The 20,478-nt window shown below is 29.5% G+C and carries 15 protein-coding genes and 1 tRNA gene; 5 read left to right on the plus strand and 11 right to left on the minus strand.

From position 1 onward, the window contains the following. Positions 1-4 precede the first annotated feature (4 nt). A complete protein-coding gene (locus AABJ49_RS05805; RefSeq protein WP_338376892.1) occupies positions 5-2,017 on the plus strand; it encodes a ComEC/Rec2 family competence protein in 2,013 nt (670 codons plus the stop codon). Between the two features lie 11 nt (positions 2,018-2,028). Here the strand turns inward: AABJ49_RS05805 and AABJ49_RS05810 are convergent, their stop codons facing one another. From AABJ49_RS05810 to AABJ49_RS05830, 5 genes are all read right to left on the minus strand, one after another. Beyond that, entirely contained in the window at positions 2,029-2,481 is a 453-nt protein-coding gene (locus AABJ49_RS05810; RefSeq protein ID WP_338376893.1) for a thioredoxin fold domain-containing protein, read from the minus strand. A gap of 5 nt (positions 2,482-2,486) precedes the next feature. Next, complete coding sequence (locus AABJ49_RS05815) at positions 2,487-2,951, minus strand: thioredoxin family protein (protein WP_338376895.1); 465 nt, start codon at positions 2,949-2,951, stop codon at positions 2,487-2,489. A 51-nt stretch (positions 2,952-3,002) separates the two neighbouring features. Next, positions 3,003-4,763, minus strand: coding sequence for a peptide MFS transporter (locus AABJ49_RS05820; protein WP_338376897.1), 1,761 nt, complete (start codon positions 4,761-4,763; stop codon positions 3,003-3,005). A gap of 51 nt (positions 4,764-4,814) precedes the next feature. Beyond that, on the minus strand, positions 4,815-6,332 hold the full coding sequence (locus AABJ49_RS05825; protein ID WP_338377044.1) for a peptide MFS transporter: 1,518 nt from the start codon (positions 6,330-6,332) through the stop codon (positions 4,815-4,817). A 79-nt stretch (positions 6,333-6,411) separates the two neighbouring features. Then, entirely contained in the window at positions 6,412-8,583 is a 2,172-nt protein-coding gene (locus tag AABJ49_RS05830) for a S9 family peptidase (protein WP_338376899.1), read from the minus strand. Positions 8,584-8,716: 133 nt separating this feature from the next. Between AABJ49_RS05830 and AABJ49_RS05835 the strand changes: the two genes are divergently transcribed. Together AABJ49_RS05835 and AABJ49_RS05840 are read left to right on the plus strand one after the other, a co-directional pair. Beyond that, on the plus strand, positions 8,717-10,030 hold the full coding sequence (locus AABJ49_RS05835; protein ID WP_338376900.1) for a hydroxymethylglutaryl-CoA reductase, degradative: 1,314 nt from the start codon (positions 8,717-8,719) through the stop codon (positions 10,028-10,030). A gap of 3 nt (positions 10,031-10,033) precedes the next feature. After that, a complete protein-coding gene (locus AABJ49_RS05840) occupies positions 10,034-10,948 on the plus strand; it encodes a GYDIA family GHMP kinase (protein WP_338376901.1) in 915 nt (304 codons plus the stop codon). A 72-nt stretch (positions 10,949-11,020) separates the two neighbouring features. On the opposite strand, the gene AABJ49_RS05845 is transcribed toward AABJ49_RS05840, so the two are convergent. From AABJ49_RS05845 to AABJ49_RS05870, 6 genes are all read right to left on the minus strand, one after another. After that, positions 11,021-13,120: a peptidylprolyl isomerase gene (locus tag AABJ49_RS05845; RefSeq protein WP_338376902.1), complete on the minus strand. Its 2,100-nt coding sequence runs from the start codon at positions 13,118-13,120 to the stop codon at positions 11,021-11,023. 77 nt (positions 13,121-13,197) lie between these two features. Next, positions 13,198-14,469 (minus strand): hemolysin family protein, encoded by a 1,272-nt coding sequence (locus tag AABJ49_RS05850; protein ID WP_338376904.1) that lies wholly within the window; start codon positions 14,467-14,469, stop codon positions 13,198-13,200. Between the two features lie 248 nt (positions 14,470-14,717). Next, positions 14,718-15,275 (minus strand): LPS export ABC transporter periplasmic protein LptC, encoded by a 558-nt coding sequence (gene lptC, locus AABJ49_RS05855; protein ID WP_338376906.1) that lies wholly within the window; start codon positions 15,273-15,275, stop codon positions 14,718-14,720. Next, complete coding sequence (locus AABJ49_RS05860) at positions 15,275-16,648, minus strand: tetratricopeptide repeat protein (RefSeq protein WP_338376908.1); 1,374 nt, start codon at positions 16,646-16,648, stop codon at positions 15,275-15,277. Before AABJ49_RS05860 ends, lptC begins: the two co-directional genes overlap by 1 nt. Before the next feature lie 16 nt (positions 16,649-16,664). Continuing rightward, positions 16,665-17,921, minus strand: a complete 1,257-nt coding sequence (locus AABJ49_RS05865; protein WP_338376911.1) for a hypothetical protein — start codon at positions 17,919-17,921, stop codon at positions 16,665-16,667. Then, the gene (locus tag AABJ49_RS05870) at positions 17,918-18,646 is read right to left on the minus strand and encodes a type III pantothenate kinase (RefSeq protein WP_338376913.1); all 729 of its coding nucleotides are present in this window, start codon (positions 18,644-18,646) and stop codon (positions 17,918-17,920) included. The genes AABJ49_RS05865 and AABJ49_RS05870 overlap by 4 nt, the downstream gene beginning before the upstream one ends. A gap of 98 nt (positions 18,647-18,744) precedes the next feature. Here AABJ49_RS05870 and AABJ49_RS05875 point away from each other — a divergent pair. Then, positions 18,745-18,817 (plus strand) — tRNA-Phe (locus AABJ49_RS05875). Positions 18,818-18,915: 98 nt separating this feature from the next. Next, the gene (locus AABJ49_RS05880; protein ID WP_338376914.1) at positions 18,916-20,478 is read left to right on the plus strand and encodes a hypothetical protein; all 1,563 of its coding nucleotides are present in this window, start codon (positions 18,916-18,918) and stop codon (positions 20,476-20,478) included.

The following is a 20,478-nucleotide window of genomic DNA, read 5'->3' on the forward strand; positions in this document are numbered from 1 at the left end:
ATAAATGGATGTACTAAAGTATCCAATTATCACCATTGCTTTTTGTTTTGGATTAGGAATTATAATCCAGAATTATCTGTGTTTTTCATTAAATACAGTTTTATATTCAACAGTCATTTCATCTGTTTTATTTATCATCTTATTATTTTACAACAGAAATAAAAACACAAAAAACATCTTTTTTGGATTGATAACTTATTTTTTGATTCTATCAATAAGTGCCTTATCATTATACGTTCATCAAGATATTAATCATAAAAACCATTATACAAATTTTGATATTAAAGAATCAAATAGCATAAAAGGTTTAGTTGTTGAGACTTTAAAATCAAATGAATTCTACACTAAGTTTTTAGTTGAAATATATTCGTTTAATCATCAAAAAAGTTCAGGTAAAATTCTGGTTTATTTTTCGAATAAAAATCCTGATTCTTTACAAATTGGTGATTTAGTAAGTTTTCAGTCTGAAATTAAACCGATTCAAAAAAATTATAATCCAAACACTTTTGATTATTCAAATTACATGGCTAATCAGAATGTTTTTCATCAAATAAAGTGTTTTGAAAATGATTATTATATAGAAAGTAAAGTCAAAAATTTTACGTTTTATGTTAATGAATTGCGTCAAAAATTAGTTCATAGTTTTGACAAACATCATTTTTCTATTCGAACAAAATCTATAATTAACGCTTTATTATTAGGTCAAAAACAACAAATTGATAGCGAGACTTTAAACGATTATAAAAATGCAGGAGTTGTTCATATTTTGGCAATTTCTGGTTTACATATTGGAATTATTTATGCTTTTTTTAATTTCATTTTTGGATTTCTAAATCGCATTAAACATGGAAAAGTAATTAAACTTGTTGTTATAATTCTACTTTTATGGTTATTTGCCTTGATTTCAGGAATGTCTGCCTCTATAACTAGATCAGTTACTATGTTTAGTTTAATTGCCTTTGGCACTTTTTTAAATCGAAAGAATTTTATGTTCAATGCAGTTGCTGCTTCGTTTTTAATCTTGTTGATTTACAACCCTCTTTATATTTTTGATGTTGGTTTTCAATTAAGTTATGCAGCTGTGTTTTCAATATTATTATTTCAGCCTTTTTATCAAAAATTTTATTATTCTAAAAATAAAATTGTAGTCTACATTACTGATTTGTTTTTGGTTTCACTTGCAGCTCAAATAGGTGTTTTGCCTTTTATGATGTTGTATTTTAAGCAAGTTCCAACATTGTTTTTATTGGCAAATTTTATTGTAATTCCAATTGCAACTGCTGTTTTAATATTTGGAATTGTAGTTCTTTTTCTGAATTTTGTTTATTCACCTTTGGCATTACTTTTAGGAAAACTAATTTCCATTTTGGTAGAAGTAATGAATAATTACATTCACTGGTTATCTAGTTTTCAAAATTATGTTATTAAGAATATCACATTTACTCCAATATTGACTTTAGGATTATATCTTTTGATTTTAAGTGTAATTTATTGGATTTATAACCCTAAAAACAAACGTGTTTTATATGTTTTGTGTTTGGTTTTGTCTTTTCAGGCTTTATATTTTTATACAAAAAATGAAACATCACATAAAAATGAATTGATTGTTTTTAATGTTAAAGAAAGTGCAATTTCTATTTTTGATGCTAATAAAATTACGGTTTTTTCTAATGATAGTTTGATAACCGAAAATCAAAGTATTCAAGAATATGTAACGGCTAAATTTAATCCGAAAGTTTTATTTCAACCATTAGAAAATGTACTTTTTTTTAAAAATACAAAAATAATTATAGTAGATGAAAGTGCAATTTATAATATAAATTTAAAACCTGATGTTGTAATTATTAGGCAAAATTCAAGAATAAATATTGAAAGGTTAATTTTGACTGCAAAACCAAAAGTTATAGTTGCTGACAAAAGCAATTCCCACACCTCAATAAAAAGATGGAAAGCAACTTGTATAAAATACAAAATCCCTTTTCATGCTATTGCCGAAAAGGGATTTTATAAAATGTAATTCTTATTAATTTACAATTCAGTTTTAAGCTGTTCCGCTGTTCTATAACCTACAATGTTTGACTTAATATCTCCATCTTTATCAAATATATACATTGTTGGATAGCCTTGTACTGCTAAAAAGGAAGTAAATTCATGCATACTATTTCTTCCTGTTTTTCCGGCTACATATTTAGGGTTTGTATATTTTACACCTTTAAAAGTAATTATTTCATTACCTTCTGCATTAAATTTAACGGCATAATAATTTTTAGAGACTAATTCTACGATACTTGCATCATGAAAAGTATTTTTATCTAACATTTTACACGGCCCACACCAATCTGTGTAAACATCCATAAAAATAGGTTTTGGATCTTTTTTTTGAGCTTCAAGAGCTTCATTCATGGTCATCCATTTTATTTCTTGAGCAAATGAAGCGACACTAAAAAGACTAATACTTAAAACCAATAGTAACTTTTTCATAATTTTTATTTCTTAATTATTGTATTTGCTGATTCTAACCACTTTTCTGAACCACCAGCAACATAACCAGTACTTCCCAAAGCATTTAAATTAATTTTACCTTCATCAGTTTTTTCAGGATTAACCAACCAAACCGTTGGATAACCTCTAACTTGAAAAATTTGTTGTAGTTGGGCATTTTGCATTTTTATTGCATCATCTTGTGGTGTTCTTTTAGGGAAATCTAATTCCACTAAAATCACATTTTCCTTAGCCCATTTTGCAAAGTCTTCTTTTTTAAAGACTTCATTTTGCAAACGAATACACCAACCACACCAATCAGAACCTGTAAAGAATAACATTAATGGTTTCTTTTCTTTCATAGAAAGTTCAGATGCTTTAGACATATCAGTATGCCAAGTTAAATCTTCTTGTGCATTTACAAAAAATGAAGACAAGCTTATAAAAAGTATAAATAGTATTTTTTTCATTTTAATAGATTTTGAACAAAATTAGACAAAAAAGATGCCAAAATTTGTTTGTTATCTAACACCGTGCATTAATTTCTTTAAAACTGGATTTAGTGCCATTACTAATAATCCTGCAACTGTTGGCACAATAGTAAAAATTAAGAAAAAAGTTGATAAACTGTATTCATTCGTAATGTTTTCTATTTGGCCTCCTAAAACAGCTGCTAATTTGTTACCTATTGCTATAGCTAAATACCACATTCCAAACATAAAACCTATCATTCTAGCTGGAACCAGCTTACTTACATACGACAATCCAACTGGAGATAAAAACAACTCTCCTAAAGTATGAAATAAGTAAGCCAATATTAACCATAACATTGACACTTTAATACCTTCTTGAATACCATAAGAACCGTAAGCTAAAAGTCCAAACCCAACAGCCATGATAATTAATCCTAGTCCGTATTTTACTGCTGCAGAAGGATTATACTTACTGTCCCAAAGTTTAGATACTGTTGAAGCAAAGGCAATAATAAAGAATGAATTTAAGATGGAAAACCAACTAGGATCTATTTCTGAAGCTGATTTGCTAAATTCATTAAAGAGCATCCATATAGCAATTCCCCAAATTCCAATAAAAGTAACTGCTAATACCACATTCGACATTAAAGCTTTCTTATAGGTTTGTTTTGCCAAAAGAATCAATACCCAAGAAATAATTAATAAGGGTACAACAGTAAGTAAAGTATTTACAACATTGAATATTGTTAAAGAAGACCCTACTAATGTTCTATCTACACTATCACGCGCAAAAATCACCAATGAAGAAGCTCCTTGTTCAAATGACATCCAGAAAAATATTGTAAAGAATGCAAATATGATTACTGCAATCATTCTATGACGAATAATAGTTGTATATCTCATTAAACGCGAGATTACTAAATATAAGAATAGTAACAATGCAATTAAAATCATAACAATGGAGCCATCTAAATCACCTAACTTAAAATCAAATAAATTAATTCCACCTATTTTTGACAAAGGATCGTTAAAAGCATATAATAAACCTATTATCGTAGTAATAATTATTAAAGCAATATCAATTTTTGTGTAAGGATTTAGTTTATCATCTTCATTAGTAGATGCAGCAGCTCTTGCAGCTTCAATAGCTTTCTTTTCTTTGGTAGGTACTTCTCCAATATCTCCAAATAAAGGTTTAGCTAACCAAAACTGAATAGTTCCTAACAGCATAAAAATACCGGCTAAACCGAAGCCCCAATGCCATCCAAGATTTGCAGCTAAGTAACCACATAACATCATTCCAAAAAAAGCTCCTGCATTTACGCCCATATAGAATATAGTGTAAGCTCCATCTTTTTTCTCTGGAAAGTTTTTATACATTTCTGACAAAATTGATGTCATATTGGGTTTAAAGAAACCTGTACCAATAACTAATAATCCAAGACCTAAATACAGCATTAATTCAGATTCTAAAGCCATTGCTGCATGACCCAATGTCATAATAATTGAACCAATTACAACAGCCCAACGATATCCAATGAATCTATCGGCAATAATACCTCCAAAAATGGGAGTAATATAAAGAAGCATAGCGTAAGTTCCATACAATGCTCCTGCATTTTCTGCACTCCAACCCCAACCTGGATTATCACCCATTAGTGCAGCTGTTAAAAACAAAATTAATAAAACGCGCATTCCGTAGAATGAAAATCGTTCCCACATTTCTGTAAAAAACAATACGAATAGTCCAGCCGGATGGCCTAATACTTTAGATTCAAAAAAATCTGGATTTGATGTAGTTTCTGACATTTATTATTATTTAAAATTGTATTTTATGTGAATATTAAAAAGAAATTATAATTATTTGATACCATGCATCATTTTTACTAATTTTTTATTGAATAATAATAGTAATACTGCTGCAGTCATTGGGATTGCTGCAATAATAATAAAAAAAGTAGATAAAGAATACATAGCTGAAATTTTGTCAATGTAAGCACCTGTATAACCTGCTATGAAATTAGCGATAGCAGAAGCAGTAAACCAAAATCCAAACAATAAACCTACGAATTTTTTAGGTGATAATTTACTTACATAAGATAAGCCTACTGGTGATAAACATAATTCTCCCATAGTATGGAAAAAATAAGCTAATATTAACCAAAGCATACTAACTGAAGCTGTTTTAGCTCCTTGAGGAATACTCAAACTTCCGTAAGAAAGTGCAAAAAAACCAACAGTAACCATTATTAACCCAAGAGCAAATTTAACAGGCCCAGATGGATTCCATACTTTTTCCCATATTTTACTAAATGATGATGCTAAAGTAATTATGAAGAAAGAATTTAATATCTGAAACCATGAAACGGTCACTTCAGTCGTTTCTAAAGAATATTCTCTATATACTTTCCATATTCCTAAAGCCCAAATTATTATAAATGATATTGCTGTAAAAATAATAGTTAGTGGATATTTTACATAAATTTTTCTAGCTAAACCATATAGAACATAGGTTACAATAGCGATTGGAAAAATAGTTAAAATCGCATCTATCCACTTAAAAAAGACAGCAGAATCTCCTGTCAAGGCTCTTTGAGTATAATCTTTAGCAAATAAAGTCATCGATCCTCCTGCTTGTTCAAAAGCAAAAAAGAAAAATATACTTGCAACCATTAATACAGAAACAACAATCAATCTATCTCTTACAATATGAGGAGCCATTATTTCTGTTGCATCTTCTTCTGCAGACAATTCTGCTTTTTTCTCTATATTAACATTTTGTCCGATTACACCAAATATCTTTTGTGCAAAAAAGAATTGTAACATCCCAAAAAACATAAAAACACCTGCTAAACCAAAACCATAGTGCCACCCAATTTTTTCACCAATATATCCACACAATAACATTCCTAAAAATGCTCCTGCATTAATTCCCATGTAAAAAATGGTATAACCTGCATCCTTTTTTGAACTAGAGTCTGGATATAATTGACCAACCATCGACGAAATGTTTGGTTTAAACATACCATTACCTAATATCATAAATAGTAAACCTACATAGAAAAAATTCTGACTAAACCCTTCAAGTGCCATTGATGCATGACCTAAAGTCATAATTAACGCACCAATCAAAATTGCTTTACGATAGCCTGTAAATTTATCAGCAATCATCCCTCCTAGTAAAGGGGTTAAGTACACTAATCCAGTATATAAACCGTATAATTTTAGGGCTTCCTCATTAGTCCAAGCCCATCCACCATTAACAAGTTCACTTACTAAAAACACAGTCAACAAAGCACGCATTCCATAATAAGAAAAACGTTCCCACATTTCAGTAAAAAAAAGCACAAATAACGAAGCTGGATGATTCATAACCATTGAATCGTCTATACCTCTGTTACTTAAGTGCTTTACTAATAAATCATCTTGTTTCTCAATCATCTTGTATTGGTTTTAATTATAATTTCTCTAAAAGAAAGTTCGTCATTTTTGTAAACAATTGTAACCTTGTGGCACCACCATAAATTCCGTGGTTTTTATCTGGATAAATTGCCCAATCGAATTGTTTGTTGGCTTGTACTAAAGCTTCCACCATTTTCATAGTGTTTTGCACGTGTACATTATCATCAGCTGTTCCGTGAATTAAAAGGTAATTTCCTTTTAATTTTTTCACATGATTTATGGGTGAATTATCATCGTAACCACTTGCATTTTCTTGTGGCGTTTGCATGTATCTTTCTGTGTAAATGGAATCATAATATCTCCAACTTGTAACTGGTGCTACAGCAATCGCTGTTTTAAACACATCATTCCCTTTTAGAATACAGTTACTACTCATGAATCCTCCATAACTCCAACCCCAAATTCCAATTCTTGAAGCATCTACATAATCGTATTTTCCAATTACTTTTGCTGCATCAATTTGGTCTTCTACTTCATATTTACCCAATTCTTTATAAGTGACTTTTTTGAAATCTGCTCCTTTGAAACCTGTTCCTCTTCCATCCACACAAACAATTATATAACCCTTTTGAGCTAACATATAGAACCAATAATCATTATACGAATTCCAAGAATTATGAACTTCTTGAGAACCTGGTCCAGAATATTGTGTCATAAAAACTGGATATTTTTTGGAAGCATCAAAATCAGCTGGTTTAATAATGTAAGCATTTAACTCATTTCCTTTTGCTGTTTTTAAAGTAAAAAACTCTTTTGGAGTAATTCCATACTTCCTTAACTTTTCTTCAGCAGCTTCGTTTGATAAAATCTTTTTGATTTCTTTTCCTGAATTTGATTCATTCAAAGTATAAGATGGTGCTTGAGTTGCGCTTGAAAACGAATTAATATAATAATCAAAATTTGGACTAAAAGTTGCACTATTTGTTCCCGTTTTTGATGATAATCTTGTTTTAGATTTTCCATCAATTTTTATAGAATAAACATCTCTATTTATAGAACCATTTTCAACAGATTGATAATAAATTATTCCTGATTTCTCATTGAAACCATAATAATTTGTCACTTCCCATTTTCCTGAAGTAATTTGTTTTTTTAATTTGCCGTTTTTATCATAATGATAAATGTGATTGTATCCATCTTTTTCTGAAGTCCAAATAAAACTGTTGTCTTTTAAGAACGTTAAGTTATCTGTAACATCAATGTAAGCTTTATCTTTTTCATTTAAAACGATTGTAGTTTTTCCTGAATTTGAATCTACAAAATGTAAATCCAAATTATTTTGATGACGGTTCATGACTTGAACACTTAGAATATTTGAATCATTTGTCCATTTAATTCTTGGAATGTAAAAATCTTTATAATCCCCTAAATTAATTTTTTGTGACTTTCCTGTTTTTAAATCATAAGTATGTAACGAAACAACAGCGTTTTTCTCACCAGCTTTTGGATATTTAAAAACTTCTTGTGTTGGATATAATCCTTGGTTGTACATATCCATAGAAAATTCTGGTACTTCTGATTCATCAAAACGAATGTAAGCGATTTTTGTTCCGTTAGCATTCCAATCATATGCTTTTACAAAAGCAAATTCTTCTTCGTAAACCCAGTCTGTAATACCGTTGATGATGCTATTTTTCTTTCCGTCATTTGTAATTTGCAAATGTGAACCCGAAATTGCATCATAAACGTATAAATCGTTTTCAAAAGCGTAAGCTATTTTAGTTCCATCGGATGAAAATGTTGGTTCTTGGATTTTCTTATCTGTAAATTTTGATAGTTTTTTTGATGAAATATCGTACACAAAATAATCCGCTGTGAATGAATGTCTAAAAATTGGAGCCGAATTTGATGCAATTAAGATCTTTTTTTCGTCTTTATCAAACGTATAACTGTCAATTGAAGTTAATTCTGGAAAATCTTTAGTATCTATCAAAGTTGAAACTTTTTCTAAAGTTGCAAAATCATATAAGTCGATTTTTGTACTTCTTGAAGTTCTGTTAAAATCTAATACTGTGTATTGATTTGTGTTCTTCATGGCTTGGAGTTCATCCATTCTTTCTGTTCTGAAAGCTCCTGACCAAATCTCTTCTAAAGTGATTTTTTGCTGAGCAACAATTGATAATGAAGTAAATAGGAATAAAATTCCTAATATAATTTTTCTTGTCATAATGATGTAAGGTAAAAAACTCCCAATTTTACTAAAAATATATGAGAAAACCTTGCTTTTTATGATATATTCACTAAAAAAAGGTTGTTAAAATCTGTTTTATCTTACTTATCTTTGTAAAAAAAAATAATCGATGCTTCAAAATAAAGGTTTCTCTAAACTTACCAAAGAAGAAAAAATACAATGGATTACTTCGACTTACTTTTCAAATCCTGAAGAAGCCGAAAAATTAGTAAAACAATATTGGAATTCGGACAGTCAATTGCAAAAACTACATGACGAATTTATAGAAAACACGTTAACCAATTTTTATTTACCTCTTGGAGTTGCTCCTAATTTTGTAATAAATGATAAACAATACACAGTTCCAATGGCAATTGAAGAAAGTTCGGTTGTGGCTGCTGCAAGTAAATCGGCTAAATTTTGGGCTTCTCGTGGTGGTTTTAAAGCTACGGTTTTAGGAACAGAAAAAATTGGACACGTACACTTTTCATATTCAGGTTCATTTAAAAAATTAGAAGATTTTTTTAACGATATCAAACCAGCTTTTTATAAAGACACAGAATCTATCACCAAAAACATGGAAAAACGTGGTGGTGGAATCTTAGATATTAAATTAGTTAACAAAACTGATAAATTAGTAAAATACTATCAATTACATGCTACTTTTAACACGAAGGATAGTATGGGTGCGAATTTTATCAATTCCTGTTTAGAGCAATTTGCTAAAACATTGGAAAGGGAAGTAAATTCTTATGAAGGGTTTTCTGAAAGTGAGAAACAAGTTCAAATTATCATGTGTATTTTGAGCAATTTTGTTCCGAATTGTGTGGTTAGAGCTGAAGTTTCTTGCAAAGTAGAAGAGTTGAATGAAAATGACGGAATCAATCCTAATGAATTTGCAGAAAAATTTGTAAAAGCAGTTCAGATTGCAGAAATCGAACCTTATAGAGCTGTGACCCACAACAAAGGAATAATGAATGGTGTTGACGCTGTTGTATTAGCTACAGGAAATGATTTTAGAGCTATTGAAGCAGGAGCACATGCTTATGCCAGTAGAAACGGAAGTTATTCGAGTTTATCACATGCTTCTATTGAAAATGGAATTTTTAAATTTTGGTTGGAAATTCCGTTAGCCTTGGGAACTGTTGGTGGTTTGACAAGCTTGCATCCTTTAGTGAAATTTTCATTAGAAATGTTGGGAAAACCTTCTGCTGAAGATTTAATGAAAATTGTTGCAGTTACAGGTTTAGCTCAAAATTTTGCAGCTTTACGTTCGTTAACAACAACCGGAATTCAAAAAGGACATATGAAAATGCACATTCATAACATTTTGAATCAATTTCAAGCAACTAAAGAAGAAAAGGAAAAAGTCATTACTTATTTTAATGACACTACAGTATCTCATAGTTTGGTTGTGGATTATTTGGAGAAGATTAGAAAATAAGACATGAAAAAAGAAACCTATTATAGCAACGGAAAATTATTACTAACAGGTGAATATTTGGTTTTAAATGGTACAAGATCTTTAGCCGTACCCACTAAATTTGGTCAAGATTTAGAAATTACACCAGCTTTAGGAAAGAAAATAATTTGGAAAAGTTATGATGCTGATGGAAGCATTTGGTTTGAAGCTGAAATTCTTTTTGATGCCATAATTGAGAAAACAACTTTCACTGAAGATAAGGTAAAAAACACTTTAGTTGAAATTTTACATCATGCTTATTTATTAAATCCTGAATTTATTGAAAATGCCGAAGGTTATTCGATTGATACTATATTAACTTTTCCTAGATTTTGGGGTTTAGGAACTTCTTCAACATTAATTAACAATTTAGGGCAATGGTTGAATATTAATGCATTTGAGTTACTGAAAAATAGTTTTGGTGGAAGTGGTTATGATATTGCATGTGCTCAAACAAATCAATCAATTATTTATCATTTAGAGGACGAAAAACCAGTTTTTGAAACGGTTGATTTTAATCCAGAATTTAAAGAGCATATTTATTTTGTGTATTTAAATAAGAAACAAAGTAGCAAATCTGCCATCAATAATTATCTGAATAAACAATTTTCTTTAGATAAAGTAAAAAGTAAAATTGATAAAATCACTGAATTTGTATCTGAAACAAATGATATTAATGATTTTATGGCTGCTTTAGACAAACATGAAATATTATTAAGTGATGTTTTAGAACAACTAACCGTTAAAGAATCTTTGTTCCCAGATTTTAAGGGAACTGTAAAAAGTCTTGGTGCTTGGGGTGGAGATTTTGTTATGGTTGTTTCAAAAGAAAACCCGTTATTTTATTTTTCAAGTAAAGGCTATGAGACGATTTTGAAATATGAAGAAATGATTTTGTAAATTATACCTTTCTTAAAAATAAAATCCCGAACATTTGCTCGGGATTTTTAATTTGTAATTATAAAACTTAAACTACTGAATTCTTAAATCTTCAATTTCAGATTTAGCTTTTAAAGCCTCTATAACTTTATTTGATGCAGAACCTTGAGCTTGCGATTTTGCTTGATTTACATAAGAAGTATAGTTTGGTATTGCATTAGCTTTAGTTATTGCCTTTGTTTTTATCATATAAACACCATATGCACCATCAATTAAACTTGAAGTCGTTCCTGCTTTTTGAGCAAATGCTTTTCCAACAACTTTAGGTTCTGGTCCAATATTTGGAACCAAAGCACTTTTGAATACTACACCTGTAGCTGGAAGTATAGATGCACTTGAAGATTTTGAAACTTCTTCTAATGTTTTACCTGTCATTTTCTTTCTTAAGATAACAGCCTTCTTTTCATTCTTTAAAATTGGTTCAACTTGTATTCTTGCATTCTCTACTGTAGTTAAACCTGTATCATTGATAGATTTTAATCTTGCCACTACAAATCCTGTTGGCACATCAAAACGTTTTACATCTCCTATTTCTGTATCATTTTCAAATGCCCAAAGAACAATTCCTCTTTGCGGACCAACTATTGATACGTTTTCATCAGATGTTTTGATATTTGGCACTTGAGTTACTTCTAATCCCATATCTTTTGCTACCTGAGCAAAGTCTTTAGAATTTGCGTCTGCTTCAAATTTAGACGCTTTAGTATAGTTTTGATCCGTAGTTGTTTCCGATGGCTCTATTTTTTGAGCAACTGTAGCTAATAAAACTGAATTATATTTATCAGACACCTTGATTACGTGGAAACCAAAATCAGTTTCAACAACACCAATACTTCCAATTGGACTATTAAACACAAAATCATTAAACGGTTTTACCATTTGGTTTGGTGCAATATCATCATATTCTCCACCTGTTTGTTTTGAACCTGGATCATCAGTATTAGCTGTTGCTAAAGCAGCGAAACCAGACGGATTAGCTTTTGCTTGTGCTAATAATTCGTTAGCTTTTGCTTTTGCTTCTTCTTTAGTTCTAGTTATAGCTGGATCAGCTCTTTCTGCTCCTGCATAAGAAATTAGAATATGGCTCGCTTTTGCAGCCGAACCTGATTTACTTCCAATTTTTCTTGATAATTTTTGATATCCATTATCGGTATATGGTCCGAAAACTTCTCCAACTGGTAAATTAAATAATTGCTCTTGATATTCTAAAGGTAAATCTTTCTTAGCAACATAAGTAGAATCAAATTTGATGTCTGAATTTTTATTAACAAAATCAGCAACATCAGTAGCATTTTTAAAACTTGGCAATGTATCGTTTGAATTCGTTTCTTTATTATATTCCACTTTACCATTCAACAAACCTTGAATAGAGTTTTTCATCGCATCTTCGTCAGCTTTAGAAGGCTTATTTTCAATGAAAACCAATTCTAAATCGGCCATTTTATCTGACTTAAATTTTTTCTCATTCTTTTTAATGTAAGCCATTATTTCATCATCTGATACTTTTGCTTCATCATCATTTACTGTTGAATATCCTAATGTTACAAAATCAAAATCTACTTTGTCATTTTCTTCTTCATACAGAGCTTGACCTTCTGCTTGAGTTGTTTGTAAACCTGATTTTATTAATGTATAATACATTTGTTCAGTAAACATTCTTTCTACATCAGCTTCAAAAGCTTCCCATTGCGCTCTTTGTTCTGGACCTTGCTTTAAAAAATTAGCACTAACGTATTCTTTGAATTTTGCCGCGTCAAATTTACCTGCTTCATTTTGAAATTGTGGATTTGATGCAAAATTAGGATTTTCTTTCATTACGTTGATTAATTGGTCTGGACCAACTCGTAACCCTAATTCTTCAAATTGTTCAGCTAAGATAATTCTCTTAACTTCTTGATCCCAAACTCCATTTGAAGCTTGCACATTGCTCATCCCTTGCTGTTCTGCTTGACCGACTTTTTGCTGGAACTCTTGTCCCATAATGTTTTCGCCATTTACAGTACCTGCATATTTTGAACTACTACCAAAAGATCCACTTTTAATTACATCGGCTAACACAAATGAGAATAAGGCTAATGCGATGATAACTATTAAGAAAAATGAACGTTGTCTAATTTTTGATAAAATTGCCATTTTTTAATTTGTTTATTTTTTACAGAGGGCGAAAATACAATTATCTATGAAATAATAAAAATACTAAAGCGATATTTTTATCTTTTTTCTTCAGATAATGAAAGTTTTACAAGTTCAATTTTTTTATTACTTGCAGAATGTATTGTTATTTCGAAATTTTCTATGTGAATTTTTTCTCCATTTTGAGGAAAATCTTTGGTATAATCAACTATAAAACCACCTAAAGTCGAATAAGAATCACTCTCAGGTATTTCTAAATTATATTTCTGATTGATATATTCTACATCCAATCTTGCCGAGAACAAATAAACTCCTTCTTCTATTTCTTCATCAATTTTTTCCTCACCCAAGTCGTGTTCGTCTTCAATTTCTCCAAAAAGTTCTTCTATAATATCTTCAACCGTAATTAAACCTGAAGTTCCTCCATATTCATCAAGAATAACGGCCATACTTTTTCGCTTTTTGGTCAAAATATCTAGTAAATCTTTGATGAAAATTGTTTCAGGAACATATTCAATAGTCATCATTATAGATTTTATGTTTTTTGGTTTTTTAAACAACTCAAACGAATGCACATACCCTAAAACATCATCTACAGAGTTTTGATATACTACAATTTTAGAATATCCTGTATTGACAAATAATTCTCTTAGTTCTGAAACACTATCTGTAATATCTACACCTGCAATTTCTGTTCTAGGTGTCATAATATCCCGAGCTTTAAGCTCAGAAAATTCAAGTGCATTTTGAAATATCTGAATTTCAGAATCCACTTCTTCATTGTCTGCAACTGAACTCATTTGTTCGTTGATATAATTTCCCAATTCGACTTTACTAAAATAATCCTGTACTTGATCCCCTTCTGTTTTAAAGAATTTTTTTAAAATAAAATCAGAAATCCAAATAATAAAATTGGAAACCCAATAAAACAACAGATAAAAAAAATAAGCAGGAACAGCTAAAAGTTTAATTAACTTGTTAGAGTAAATTTGAAAAAAAACTTTGGGTAAAAATTCTGCTGTAAACAATATTAAAATAGTTGACAACACTGTTTGAGAAAGCAAACTAACAAACTCATCTTTAAAAAAGGGAGCTATTGTTTCCAACCTTCTTGTGATTAATTCTCCTGTTACAAATCCATAAATAACCAACGCAACATTGTTTCCCACAAGCATTGCTGTTATAAATTGAGAAGGTTTTTCGGTAAGTTTATTTAAAATGTTTGCATTGAAATTATTTTGTCTTTTTTCAATAGACAAAAAGACCTTGTTAGATGAAAAATAGGCAATTTCCATCCCTGAGAAAAAAGCAGAAAGCAATAAACAAATAACTATAATTGTTATTTCCATACAATTGGATTAATTTATGTATTTATTTATTGAATTTTTTGTTGAACTTGCTTCTGAAAAAAAACATGAACAACGCAGCACCACCTAACAAAAGGCTTAGCAAAACGCTTTCTCCATTTTGATACTTTACAAGAGCATCATAAAGAAAAAATAATGTAAATATTAAATAAACGTAATGAAAATATTTTAGAAAACTCATGGTTGTATTTTTATCAAAAGTATAAATTTTATAAATAACTACACTATCTTTAGTCTATATTATTTACTTCACCATTACTTTTCTGCATGTTGAAAATTGTAAAGTCTTTACTAAAATCAACTCCTGGACCTTGAAGAAAACCACCTTGACCATCTGAATATTTGAAATGTTTTTCGGTAAAAAACCATTCGTTTTTTTGGTCATAGTATAATTGAGAAGTTTCTAGAATTTTATTATCAAAGGAAGTGATTTTTACATTTCCTTGTAAATCTATAAGGTTTGTTTTTTTATATGACACTGCATAATCAGCATCTACATAACTTTTGTTTTCCTTATCATCATAAATAGTGACTTTTACACCTTTAGGAAATTCTGTATAAGGATTTTCAAGCGTACCATAATCAATCATTTTTGGACTCACTAAGATAGCCTTGACTCTTCCAGAATCTGTGTATACTAAATTAATAGTATCAGCTTGACCTGTTGGAGTAAATTTTTTTTGATTTAATTTTTGAACTTCTTTAAAATTACTTTCACATGAAAAAAACATAGCCACAGCAAAAACTGTGACTATGTAAGTGATTATATTTTTGAAATTCTTAATCATTATCTGCCTAAGTTCGGAACAGTAATAGATTCACCAATCCAACAATTAAATGATATTGTTTGACCAGCTTTACCTTCGTTAAAAATATCTGTTTTTGAAGGAGCACTTGCATTATATGAAGCTGCTTGTCTTGAAGCTGTTGCTTTTAATGCTGGATCAACTGCTGCTGCTTTATTAGCATATTGAGCACATAACCAATAAACAGCTCTTTTTTCAAATGGTGTTTTACCACAATCATTAGCACTTGAAGCATATAATTGAGCTATTAACATATAAGCCTGACCAAAAGATGGCTTAGCAGCTAATGCTTTTTTAGCATAAGTACGAGCTTGTGTTTTGTTTCCTGTTCCGTACATTGTTGCAATTTTGTAATATACTTTTGCTTTTTTAGTAGCATCTGTAAATAATTGTGCAGATTGATTAAAATACTCTAAAGCTTTAGTTGTGTTTTTAGCTCTTTGAGCAGCAACTCCTAATAAATAAGCTGATTCAGCTGTTGGGTTTAATTTGTGTAATTGCTCCGATATTTTAGTAAATAAAGGATCAGAATCACAATCTTTAGACTCTAAACGTTCAGCTGCTCTTTTTAACCAAAGTACATCTGTTTTCTTTTCTTCAAATGTTTTTTGGTAGAAAGGAATAAGTTTTTCACATGTTGAAAGCAATACAATCTTTGCATCCATACTACTTTTAACTGTGCTAAACTGTTCTAAATTATATTCGTTTCTTTCTTTAAGTCTTGTTTCTTTATCTGAAAGTTCTTCTTGAGCTTCAATTTTATTTAATAAAACATCTAATTCATCAGAAAGACCTTTTTCTTCTAATTCTAATTTCTCAGTGATTTCATCATATTTATCGAATACTTGTTGTAATTCAATTCCTTTTTTTTCTGCTTCATAATCATCAACGAATAATTCAAAATAAGTATACAATGCTCTCGCTGAAGTAAAACTTTCTGGCTCAGTTTTAAAAGCTGTATCCAAATAACCATAAACTTCATCTTTAGTTCCCATTTTATGATCTAGAAGCAATAATGCTTTTTTTACTGAATTACCTGCTCCATTACCTGGGTAGTATTTATCATGCTCTCCATATAAAACAACTAAATCTTTAACGAAAGCTTCTTTGTCTGCCACAATTTGTGCGTTGTCAATTTTATCTTTTAAAATAAACTCTCCATAAATGTAAATTGCTTTGTGATAAGAAGGACATGTCTTTCTCATGTTTTGCAAATATGGATATGCATCATTGTAGTCTTTTGATTTACTGAACTGAACTAGGTACTGAATATCTTCAGCGCATTTGTCATTAGACTGAGCATTAGTTAAAAAACTAAATGCAATTAATAATACCAATGTTAATTTCGTCTTCATTTTGTAAAAATTTGTATTAATCATATTTTCTTTTTTCGAACCATAAATCATTTAAAGATAAACCAATGTTTAAACTAAAATAATTTTCTTCTATTAAATTATTGTAAACAGTTCCCTTTTTCCCGTATTCAAATCCTACGTTTATATTAGAGAATCTTCCACCTACTGGTAAACCTAGACCAAAATTTATGCCATAATCATTAATCTCTTTAGAATTAACTATTAATCCTGTGTTTTCATATCTAAATCCAGCTCTGTAGTTTACTCTGCTCCAGTAACTTGAAAACGAATTGTATTTAGGAATAAAATACCCACCAACTATAATTTTTTGTGAATCCTCATAAAAAGAATTTCTAACTTCATTAAACCTATTAACTAAATCACTATTCTTCGTATTTATATATTCAACGCCAACAAACCACTTTTTAGTATTTCCTATACCTGCTCCAACACTAAATTTAGAAGGAATAACTAATTTATTATCATCAATAACAACATCTCTTTCGTCATTAACTACTTGTGTTCCATTTGAATAATTATAAATTGTAGAAATATTTCTTGAATTTTCAGAATTCAATTTAGCTTCTGGTGCATATCCAAAAGTTGTAGTAAATAATAAATCATTATTTATGTTTCGACTATACAACAATGACATGTTTGAAGAAACACCACTTACACGTGATTCATTAATTTCTTTTGTTCCCAATATTGAATTAGAACTGATTATAAATGACTCTGTTTGAATGGTTCCAAAATTATATTGAAAATCCACACCAAAACTTAAATTATCAGAAAAACTATATGCTGCACCCGCAAAAACTCTATTTACACCTCCTTCACCCGTGTAGTCTTTGTTTGTTGTAACACCTGCACTATTAGTAGATTCATTTTGAATTTTATAACCTACTGAAGAAAATGGCATTACTCCAAAAGTTGCTCCAAATTTCCCTAAAGGAAGTCCAACTGCCAAATAGTCTATTGAGGTTCTTTGAGCTGTTTCTCTTTTCTCTTCATTTGAAAGGTTACTAAGAGTAGTTGTTCCACCAACAACAAAATTTGTTATTTTTAATCTTGAATAAGTTGCTGGGTTTAATAAATTCAGATGAATTGAATCGTAAGCTATTCCTAATCCCCCCATGGATCTAGCATCATGAGTTCCTTTGAATTTAATATCTCCTAAGCCATAGAAAGAATAAGGTGAAGATGTGCCCTCTTGAGCCGAAATAGCTATTGTAGCTAGAAAAGTTAATGCAAGAAATAATTTCTTTATCATTGTATGTTATATTGATATAATAAGTTCAAACTTTCCAGTAAGAAATTTGAATTGGCAAATATGGGGTTTTTTAATCTTTTAGCCAAAAAAAGTGCATCACCACCTGTTAAAATTATTGTTAAATATTTCTTTTCTCTTAAATAATCGTTAATAAAACCTTCAATTTCATACAAAACTCCGTTGACCACACCAGAATGAATAGATTGACTAGTTGAATCTCCTATTAAATTACTAGGTTCTTCTAACTCAAGTTTTGGTAATTTTGCGGTATAATGGTTTAATGCTTTATACCTCATTTCTATTCCAGGTGAAATTGAGCCTCCAAAATAGTTTTTATGCTCATCTACAAAATCATAGGTTATGCATGAACCTGCATCAATGATTAAGCAATTTTGATTTGGGAATTTCAATACTGCTCCAGAAACTAAAACTTTTCTATCCATTCCTAAAGTAGAAGGTGTAGCGTATTTATTTTCAAATGGAAAACTGCTTTCATGCGTAAGAATATATAATTCTGTTTCGCTTTTAAGCAACGAAATAACCTTATCTGATACATTTGAAACGCTAGAAAGTATTGTTTTATTACTTTTTGATTTTTTTTTGAAAATTTTTTTTAATCCTTCTAATAAATTTTCATGTGTAAAATCTTTTTTTAAAATCAAGTTATCTTGCTCAAATACAGCTACTTTAATTTTTGTATTTCCAACGTCAATTGCTATAATCATTTTTATAATTTAAAAGTTCAAAGATACAAATTGATTTTTTTTAATAATTGTTTTGTATAAATTAAAAATCATTCTATATTTGCACTCGCTAACCGCAAGGTACCTTAGCTCAGATGGTAGAGCAACGGACTGAAAATCCGTGTGTCCCTGGTTCGATCCCTGGAGGTACCACTTACAACCCTTGATTTCTTTACGAATTCGAGGGTTTTTTGTTTTTTAAGGTTTTAGGTTTAAAATAATTCATACATTTATTGTTGATAATAAATATAATGAATAAATCTAAAAAACTTCTTTTTTTTGTTTTAGGAATAGTTCTATTCTTAGGCTTCTTAAACTTCGCTGTTAATATTTGGGTGGAATCAAAACTTCCTCAACTCATTAACAATGAAAACAATACAGATTACAATATCACATACAAAGACGTTGACTTATCAATTTGGAATTCAAGAATTATTGCTCATGATGTATCGATTATTCCGAAAACAAGCTTGAAAAATTCTGATAAAAAAATTGGCCTTTATGGAAATGTTGAGCTAATTGAAGTAAATGAATTTGATATTTGGAGTGTTTTATTTGGTAAAAAAATCAAGGCTAACAATTTAGTTATTTCAAAACCAAGCATAGTTTTATATAAAAACAACGAAAACGCAATTAATAATTACAACAATATAAACTCTAAAGTTTTTAAACCTTTTGAGAAAATAATTCTAGTTACAGACTTACATCTTAACGAAGGTCAATTTAAAATTTTAGATATTGAAAATAATCAAACTTTAGTTAATGCTCATAATATCAATTTTAAATTAGAAGGAATTGTCTTAAATGAAACTACGTTAAATCAAAAAATCCCAATTAATTATTCTAAATATTCTTTTTCCTGCGATAGCTTATTTTATAAACTTGATGAATTCTATGAATTAAAAAGCAAGAAGTTTTTAGCAACAGAAAAAGGACTAAACATTGATAATTTTAAATTAATTCCTAAATGTTCTCGTGAAGAATTTGTCCGAAAAACACCTAAGGAAAAGGATTTGTACACCATTTTAGCAGAAAAAATTTCTATAAACAAAATGGATTGGGGTTTTAAAAAGAATGTGTTTTTCTTTAAAACAAATTCTGTAATTTTAGATAAAGTTAATGCAAATATTTATAGGGGAAAAATGCCTGTTGATGATTTGTCAAAGAAAGAACTATACACCAATTTACTACGAAATTTAAAAGCTGACATCAAAGTTGATACACTTTTAATTAAGGATTCATTCTTGACTTATGAAGAAGAAAAAACTTTTGAAAAAGGTCCAGGAAAATTATTTTTCAATGATTTTAACATGTTGGTAAACAATATCGAAAGTGGTTACAAAAAAACCGAACTTCCAGATGTAAAAATAAAGATTAATTGCAATTTCATGAAAAAATCACCTTTAAATGTGGATTGGTCTTTCAATGTTTTGGATAGAACAGAAGGTTTTAAAATTGCTGGCTCTATCTATAAATTTGATGCAGAAGAATTAGATGAATTCATAAAACCGTATATGAATGTTAAAGTTAAAGGTATTTTAGATGAAGTTTATTTCAATTTTACTGGAAATGATGTAGTTAATAAAGGTAAGTTTTCTTTAAAATATGATGATCTAAAAGTTGAAATTTATCAAAATGATAAAAGATTAAAAAAGAATAAATTTTTGTCAGCTATTGGGAATTTATTTGTAAAAAACGATTCTAATGAAGAACTAAAAACCACTGAAATCGAAGTAGAACGCAATCAGGAAAAGTCTTTTTATAACTTTCTTTGGATAAGTTTAGCTGATGGTTTAAAACAGGTTTTAATCTAA

It is taken from the genome of uncultured Flavobacterium sp., from assembly GCF_963922255.1.
Lineage (GTDB): Bacteria > Bacteroidota > Bacteroidia > Flavobacteriales > Flavobacteriaceae > Flavobacterium.

What these genes read in the sequence shown, in the direction of transcription:
- AABJ49_RS05805 (WP_338376892.1), top strand. Translation starts at nt 5, where the DNA reads ATGGATGTACTAAAGTATCCAATTATCACCATTGCTTTTTGTTTTGGA.
- AABJ49_RS05810 (WP_338376893.1), bottom strand. Translation starts at nt 2,481, where the DNA reads ATGAAAAAGTTACTATTGGTTTTAAGTATTAGTCTTTTTAGTGTCGCT.
- AABJ49_RS05815 (WP_338376895.1), bottom strand. Translation starts at nt 2,951, where the DNA reads ATGAAAAAAATACTATTTATACTTTTTATAAGCTTGTCTTCATTTTTT.
- AABJ49_RS05820 (WP_338376897.1), bottom strand. Translation starts at nt 4,763, where the DNA reads ATGTCAGAAACTACATCAAATCCAGATTTTTTTGAATCTAAAGTATTA.
- AABJ49_RS05825 (WP_338377044.1), bottom strand. Translation starts at nt 6,332, where the DNA reads ATGGTTATGAATCATCCAGCTTCGTTATTTGTGCTTTTTTTTACTGAA.
- AABJ49_RS05830 (WP_338376899.1), bottom strand. Translation starts at nt 8,583, where the DNA reads ATGACAAGAAAAATTATATTAGGAATTTTATTCCTATTTACTTCATTA.
- AABJ49_RS05835 (WP_338376900.1), top strand. Translation starts at nt 8,717, where the DNA reads ATGCTTCAAAATAAAGGTTTCTCTAAACTTACCAAAGAAGAAAAAATA.
- AABJ49_RS05840 (WP_338376901.1), top strand. Translation starts at nt 10,034, where the DNA reads ATGAAAAAAGAAACCTATTATAGCAACGGAAAATTATTACTAACAGGT.
- AABJ49_RS05845 (WP_338376902.1), bottom strand. Translation starts at nt 13,120, where the DNA reads ATGGCAATTTTATCAAAAATTAGACAACGTTCATTTTTCTTAATAGTT.
- AABJ49_RS05850 (WP_338376904.1), bottom strand. Translation starts at nt 14,469, where the DNA reads ATGGAAATAACAATTATAGTTATTTGTTTATTGCTTTCTGCTTTTTTC.
- lptC (WP_338376906.1), bottom strand. Translation starts at nt 15,275, where the DNA reads ATGATTAAGAATTTCAAAAATATAATCACTTACATAGTCACAGTTTTT.
- AABJ49_RS05860 (WP_338376908.1), bottom strand. Translation starts at nt 16,648, where the DNA reads ATGAAGACGAAATTAACATTGGTATTATTAATTGCATTTAGTTTTTTA.
- AABJ49_RS05865 (WP_338376911.1), bottom strand. Translation starts at nt 17,921, where the DNA reads ATGATAAAGAAATTATTTCTTGCATTAACTTTTCTAGCTACAATAGCT.
- AABJ49_RS05870 (WP_338376913.1), bottom strand. Translation starts at nt 18,646, where the DNA reads ATGATTATAGCAATTGACGTTGGAAATACAAAAATTAAAGTAGCTGTA.
- AABJ49_RS05880 (WP_338376914.1), top strand. Translation starts at nt 18,916, where the DNA reads ATGAATAAATCTAAAAAACTTCTTTTTTTTGTTTTAGGAATAGTTCTA.